This is a genomic window from Streptomyces sp. NPDC059853 (assembly GCF_042731495.1).
Classification (GTDB): domain Bacteria; phylum Actinomycetota; class Actinomycetes; order Streptomycetales; family Streptomycetaceae; genus Streptomyces.
In genome coordinates this window covers 25,561-30,669 of sequence record NZ_JBHWJL010000031.1, presented here as the reverse complement: position 1 = coordinate 30,669, position 5,109 = coordinate 25,561, and the positions used below count along the sequence as shown (strand labels likewise).

The following is a 5,109-nucleotide window of genomic DNA, read 5'->3' as shown; positions in this document are numbered from 1 at the left end:
CCGGGCAGGTGCTGGTGCCGCGCCCGACGACCGGGAAGATCGGCGGGAAGCCGCTGACCGGGCGGGAGCTGCTGGCGTGGACGGGTGAGTTCCTGACCACGATCCCGGGGTCCTGAGGCCGGTCGTGAGTCCTGGGACCCGGCCGGGGCCCGCCGTTCGGGGGAGCGGCGGGCCCCGGCCCGTACGGTCCCGGGCCCGGTCCGTACGCCCCCTGTCCGTACGGCCGTGGCCCGGTGGCCGGGGTGGGAGGAGGGGTGCCGTGAGCGGTACGGCACCCCGGCCGGGGCGCGGGGCGGGGCGGGTACCGCCTCAGATGTCGAACTTCCATACGGCCGCCTCGGTCATGAGGTCGCCGATCTCGACGGTGAAGGACGTGCTGCCCGGCGGGATCTCGAAGGCGTACTCGGCGGTGACGGTGACGCCCGGGTCCACGTTCTCCTGGAAGCCCATGCCGACGTCGCCGTCGTAGACGCGGGCGGCCTCGATGCCGTTCTCGTCGTAGCCGGTGGGCAGGATCAGCACGGTGCTGATCCGCTCGTCGCCGTTGTTGGTGAGCGCGAAGTCCACCTTGTAGGTGTCGTAGTCCTCGTTCTCCACCAGCGCCCACTCGCCCGGGGTGTACGGGGAGACGGCCTCGACGCTGATCTCCAGACCGCTGTCCTCCCAGACGGCGATGTCGTCCAGCGTGAAGTAGTCGGAGCCGGAGCCCGCGCCGTCGCCGGTGTCCTGGTCCCCGGCCGTGTCGTCACCGTCGTCCGCCGTGTCCGCGCTGTCGTCGGCGGAGCCGCCGTTGTCCTCGGTGCCCGCGCTCTTGTCGCTCTTCGCCGGTTCCTCGTCGCCGCACGCGGTGAGCGTGCCGAGGGCGACGGTGACGGCGGCGAGGCCGGCGAGGGCCTGGAGCCGCCGGCGGCGGACGGGCGTACGGAGCTGCCGTGGTGCGGCCTGGTCCTCGGCGTGAGCGGTGGCGGTCATACGGGATCCCCTCCCAGGGTGTTGTCGCGGCCCTCTGTGAACCGATGGCGTAATCACAACACAGCCTGTGAACCGCGTCAACACGGGAACGATGGGTCCGGTATTGGCGTTCTGTGTATCGAGCGGGCAGCCTGGGGTAGGTAAGGTCCGTTGCACGAACAGGGGAGAGGGATGGGAGTGAGACAGGTGCCGGGCCACACCACCGACGTCACCGAGGTCACCGCGGCCGGGATCGCCCGGCTCGCCGGCGTCGGCCGGGCCGCCGTCAGCAACTGGCGGCGCCGCTACGCGCACTTCCCCCGCCCCGTCGGCGGCACCGACACCAGCCCCACCTTCTCCCTCCCCGAGGTCGAACAGTGGCTGCGCGACCAGGGCAAACTCGCCGAGGTGCCGCCGCGCGAACGGCTGTGGCAGCTGATCGAGGCCGACCCGAGAGGCCCCAGCGCCGCCCTCACCGCCCTCGGCGAGCAGTACCTCGCCCACGGCGACCGGCTCCCCCCCGACACCGAGGGCCACGACGGCCCCCTCGCCCGCACCGCCGCCGCCCTCGCCGCCGAGACCGGCCCGGCCGACGCGTTCGCCTTCGCCCTCACCCGCTACACCGACGGCGCCGCCGCCCGCCTCACCCCCACCCCGCCCGAGACCGCCGACCTCATGGCCGCCCTCGCCGGCCCGGCCGGCACCGTCCTCGACCCCGCCTGCGGCGCCGGCGGCCTGCTCGCCGCCGCCCAGCGACAGAGCGGACCGCCCCCCACCGAGCTGTACGGCCAGGACACCGACCCCGTCCTCGCCCGGCTCGGCGCGCTGCGGCTGGCCCTGCACGGCACCGCCACCGTCCAGGTCCGCGACGGCGACAGCCTCCTGGCCGACGCCTTCCCCCACCTCGCCGCCGACGCCGTGCTCTGCCACCCCCCGTTCAACGAACGCCACTGGGGCCACGCCGAACTCACCTACGACACCCGCTGGGAGTACGGGCTGCCCGCCCGCGCCGAATCCGAACTCGCCTGGGTCCAGCACGCCCTCGCCCGGCTGCGCCCCGGCGGCACCGCCGTCGTCCTGATGCCGCCCGCCGCCGCCTCCCGCCGCACCGGCCGCCGGGTCCGCGCGGCCCTGCTGCGCCGCGCCGCCCTGCGCGCCGTCATCGCCCTGCCGGCCGGCGCCGCCCCGCCGCACAGCCTCCCGCTCCATCTGTGGGTGCTGCGCAAGCCGGACGGCACCACCGCCCACGACCCCCGGCTGCTCGTCGTGGACAGCGCCACCGCGCTCCGCCCCGCGAGCGGCACCGGCCGCGCCGGACTGGACTGGGCGGCCCTGCACCGCACGGTCCTCGACGCCTGGCGCGCCTTCCGGCGCGACGGCGACATCACGGCCGTCCCCGGCGTCCGCCGCGCCCTGCCCGTCATCGACCTCCTCGACGACGAGGTCGACCTGGCCCCCGCCCGCCACCTCCCGCCGCCCGCCGAGGCCGACGGCGCCGCCGCGCTCGCCGCCGTCCGCACCGAGCTGCGCGGCACCCTGCACCGCACCGCCCAGCTCGCCGCCGCCGTCCACCCGGACAGCGAGGAAGCGGCGCCCGGCGCCCACTGGTCCACCGTCACCATCGGCGAACTCGCCCGCACCGGCGCCCTCGAACTCCACACCCACTCCGCCGCCGGCGACCCCCTGCCCGCCACCCGGCCCGGCGACGTCCTGGTCCCGCTGCTGCTCGACGGCACCGCCACCCAGGTCGTCGCCGACGACGCGGACGGCGAGGCCCCCGACCGGCGGATGTCCCTGCTGCGCCCGGACACCGCCGCCCTCGACCCCTGGTTCCTGGCCGGGTTCCTGCGCGGCACCGCCAACACCCGGCAGGCCAGCAGCTACGCCTCCAGCGCCACCCGCGTCGACGTACGCCGGCTGAAGGTGCCCCGGCTGCCGCTGGAGACGCAGCGCCGCTACGGCCGCCGCTTCCGGGAACTGGCCGCCTTCGAGGAAGCCCTGCGGCACACCGCCGACCTCGGCCGCCGGCTGGCCCAGGGCACCGTGGACGGACTGACCGAAGGCGCCCTGCCCCCCGGCGACTGACCCGCCCCGTGCCGGCCCCGCCCCGGATATCATCCTCAGGCGCGGGAGTCGGCGAACGGGTGAACGGGGGGCGCGGATGTACGGGTACGGTCCGCCCCCACCCGCCGGCCCGCCGCCCGGCCCGGCCGCCGTGGAGCGCCGCGGCCCCGGCGCCCGCGCGCTCGTCGTACGGGCGCTGTTCGCCACCTTCCCCGTCTGGTCCCTCGGCCTGCTCTCCTGGGTGCCCATGCTCCGCTTCGCGCTCCAGCGCAGACGCGGCCTGGACTGGGCGGTCTTCGCGCTGTACGTGCTGCTCACCGCCGGACTGCTGCTCTGGCTCGACCTGCTCCCCGCCGACGGGACACCGGACGGCGGCGGCGCGGGCGGCACCGGGGCCGGGTCCGGGGACGGCGAGGAGGTCTCCGAGGTCTCCGCGCTGCTCGGCTTCTGCTGGCTGTCGCTGATCGTCGGCGCCACCATCCACGCGGTGCGCGGCGACCGCTTCGAGCGCCCGCGCCCGGCCGCCGGCCCGCCGCCCACCCTGTACGCCCCGGCCCCGGCCCCGGCCCCCGCCCCGGCCCCCTCCGCGTACCCCGCGCCCACCGGGTACGCGCCGCCGCCGTCCGGCTACCCGCCGCCGTCCCCGCCCGCGCCCCCCGTCCCGTACGGCCCGCCCGCCGCGCCGCCCCCGGGCGCCTCGCCCCGGATGCGGCAGGTCGCCGACGAACTCGACGAGCTGGGCGCGTTCCTCAGGAAAGAGGAAGGAGGCGGTAGCCGGTGACCCCCCGGCGGCTGGCCGGCCGGTACGAACTGACCGAACCGCTCGGCAAGGGCGGCATGGGCGAGGTCTGGGCCGGCCAGGACACCGCGCTCGGCGGGCGCCGGGTCGCCGTCAAACTGCTGCACACCGACCGGCTCGCCTCGCTCTCCGGCACCACCGACCCCGAGGAACTGCGCCGCCGCTTCCTGCGCGAGGCCCGCGCCACCGCCCGGATCGACCACCCCGGGCTGGTCGGCGTGCACGACGCGGGCAGCGAGGGCGGCGAGCTGTATCTGGTCATGCAGCTCATCGACGGCTGCGACCTCGCCGACCACCTCGCCGAGCACGACCCGTACCCCTGGCCGTGGGCGGTGGCCACCCTCGCCCAGCTCTGCTCCGCGCTGGCCGCCGTGCACGCCGTCGAGATCGTGCACCGCGACCTCAAACCCGGCAATGTGATGATCCGCATGGACGGCCGGGTCACCGTCCTCGACCTCGGCATCGCGGCCGTGCGCGGCGAGCAGGAGGAGACCCGCCTCACCCGCACCGGCGCCCTGCTCGGCACCCCCGTCTACATGGCGCCGGAACAGGCCGTCGGCGGCCCGCCGGTCGGCCCGGCCGCCGACCTGTACGCGCTCGGCGCCATCGGCTACGAACTGCTCACCGGAACGCCGCCCTTCCGCGCGCCCAACGCCGCCGGACTGCTCTACAAGAAGCTCCACGAGGAGCCGCCGCCGCTCCAGCAGCTGCGCCCCGACATCCCGCCCGCGCTCGCCGTGCTCGTCCACCGGCTGCTGGCCAAGGACCCCTTCGGCCGCCCGGCCGACACCCACGAGGTGTTCGCGGCGCTCGCCCCGCTGCTGCCGGGCCCGGGCCCGGCCGGCGCCCCGTCCGCCGTCCCCATGGACCCCACCCGCCCCTTCCTGCACCCGATGGCCCCCTGGCCCGCCACCCGGCCGCGCGCCCGCGAACAGGATCTGTCGGCGGTGGTGGAGGAGGTACGGCGGCTGCTCGCCCAGCACCAGTACGCGCAGGCGGCCGACCTGCTCAGCCACACCCTGCCCCGGGCCGCCGCCCGCTACGGCGGGCACTCGCCGGTGGTGCGCACGCTGCGCAAGCAGTACGCCGCCACGCTGATGGACACCGGCCAGTACGCCCGCGCCCTGCCGGAGATCCAGCGGCTGCTCCAGGACTTCGGCACCGAGCGCGGCCCGTACGACCCGACCGTCGTCCAGCTGCGCGCGGACGAGGCGGAGTGCCTGCGCCGGCTCGGCCACCGCTGACACGGAAAAGAACGGAAGAGAAGGGGAAGGCGTAGGGCCCGGCCGCGGCCG

Annotated in this window: 4 protein-coding genes; 3 read left to right on the top strand and 1 reads right to left on the bottom strand. The window is 76.5% G+C overall.

Annotated features, from left to right (window positions below; genetic code table 11):
• Positions 1-309: 309 nt before the first annotated feature.
• Positions 310-972, bottom strand: a complete 663-nt coding sequence (locus ACFV5N_RS05940; protein WP_385594614.1) for a DUF4352 domain-containing protein — start codon at positions 970-972, stop codon at positions 310-312.
• A 177-nt stretch (positions 973-1,149) separates the two neighbouring features.
• Here ACFV5N_RS05940 and ACFV5N_RS05935 point away from each other — a divergent pair, with 177 nt between their 5' ends.
• From ACFV5N_RS05935 to ACFV5N_RS05925, 3 genes are all read left to right on the top strand, one after another.
• Positions 1,150-3,036 carry an N-6 DNA methylase gene (locus ACFV5N_RS05935; protein ID WP_385594611.1) on the top strand — a complete coding sequence of 629 codons (1,887 nt, stop codon included), beginning with the start codon at positions 1,150-1,152 and terminating at the stop codon, positions 3,034-3,036.
• A gap of 76 nt (positions 3,037-3,112) precedes the next feature.
• On the top strand, positions 3,113-3,796 hold the full coding sequence (locus tag ACFV5N_RS05930; RefSeq protein ID WP_385594608.1) for a hypothetical protein: 684 nt from the start codon (positions 3,113-3,115) through the stop codon (positions 3,794-3,796).
• Positions 3,793-5,058: a protein kinase gene (locus ACFV5N_RS05925; protein ID WP_385594605.1), complete on the top strand. Its 1,266-nt coding sequence runs from the start codon at positions 3,793-3,795 to the stop codon at positions 5,056-5,058. The genes ACFV5N_RS05930 and ACFV5N_RS05925 overlap by 4 nt, the downstream gene beginning before the upstream one ends.
• Positions 5,059-5,109: the final 51 nt, after the last annotated feature.